Source organism: Peribacillus sp. P4_B1 (assembly GCF_056402395.1).
The window spans coordinates 1-1,688 of record NZ_JBFUHM010000137.1; the positions used below are offsets into that span (position 1 = coordinate 1).

General features: G+C 37.6%; 1 protein-coding gene. It reads left to right on the plus strand.

What is annotated here, in order from left to right:
* Positions 1-118: 118 nt before the first annotated feature.
* Complete coding sequence (locus AC1DVK_RS26830; protein WP_089365138.1) at positions 119-1,570, plus strand: IS1182 family transposase; 1,452 nt, start codon at positions 119-121, stop codon at positions 1,568-1,570.
* Positions 1,571-1,688 lie beyond the last annotated feature (118 nt).

Genomic DNA, 1,688 nt, shown 5'->3' on the forward strand with positions numbered 1-1,688 from the left:
GAGGGCACTGAAAAAGTCCCTTCCGGGCCAATAGAGGTAGATTTTCTCAGTTTATTCTGAGGAAATCTACCTTTTTTTGTTTTATAATCAAGGTAATAAATTTATGTGGGTGAGTACGATGATTCAAAAACAAACGTCTATGGTTTTTAGTCCTCATATGGCCATTTATGATGTAGTGGTTCCAAAGGATAACATGTTACGCAAGATCAATGAACTTATTGACTTTTCTTTTGTGTTGGAAGAATTGAGGGACAACTACTGTCTTCATAACGGCAGGAATGCTGTCGATCCAATACGTATGTTTAAATATTTGCTGCTCAAAACTATTCATGACCTATCAGATGTGGATATAGTTGAGCGTTCCAGGTATGACATGTCCTTTAAATACTTCCTCGGCATGGCTCCAGAAGATCCGGTTATTGACCCTAGCTCTTTAACGAAATTTCGAAAGCTCCGTTTAAAAGACATAAACCTTTTGGATATGCTCATTCATAAAACCGTTGAGATTGCGATTGAAAAGGAAATCATTAAAAACAAAACGATTATTGTGGATGCCACCCACACGAAAGCCAGATACAATCATAAGACTCCAAAAGAAATATTGATGGACCAATCTAAAAAATTAAGAAAAGTAATCTATTCGATAGATGAAGAGATGAAAAATAAATTCCCGGCCAAAACCACTACTGATGTATTACAGGATGAAATTGCTTATAGCCAGAAGCTCATCGAGGTAGTGGAAACAGAAGAGCGTATCACCCAATATCCAAAGGTAAAAGAGCAGTTAAATCTATTAATAGAAACGGTAGCTGATGATATCGAACAGTTAAGGATCTCCAAAGACCAAGATGCCAAGATTGGCCACAAGAGCGCTGACTCTTCTTTCTTTGGATACAAAACACATATTGCGATGAGTGAGGAGCGAATCATTACAGCTGCGACTATCACTACAGGTGAAAAAACGGACGGTAAAGAATTAAAGGCATTAATTGAAAAGAGCACGGCAGCTGGTATGGTGATTGAGACCGTGATTGGGGATGCAGCTTACTCAGAGAAGGGAAATATTGAATACAGTGAAGAAAATAACATTAAACTAGTCGCAAAATTGAATCCTTCAGTTACACAGGGATTCCGGAAGAAGGAAGAGGAATTTCAATTTAACAAGGATGCAGGAATGTACGTTTGTAAGGCTGGGCATTTGGCTATCAGGAAAGCTCGCCAGGGCAAAAAAGATGTAGGGACGAATCAAACAGATACCTATTACTTCGACGTAGAAAAGTGTAAGATTTGTCCCTTTAAAGAAGGCTGTTATAAAGAAGGAGCGAAAAGCAAGACCTATTCTGTCAGTATTAAATCCAATGAACATATAGAACAGGCTACATTCCAGGAGAGTGAATATTTTAAAGAAAAATCAAAAGAACGTTATAAAATTGAAGCGAAAAACAGTGAATTGAAACACAGGCACGGGTATGATGTTGCAAAATCCTCGGGTCTACTTGGCATGGAATTACAAGGAGCAATGGCTATTTTCACCGTTAACTTGAAAAGAATATTGAAATTAATGGCCTAAAAAAGTGACAAACAGAAGCAAAAAAAGACGATTTCCATTCAAGTACCGAATGAGAATCGTCTTTTTTTAATTTGATTTACCGTACTAGTTAGAAAAACGTGAGTTTTTCAGCAGCCTC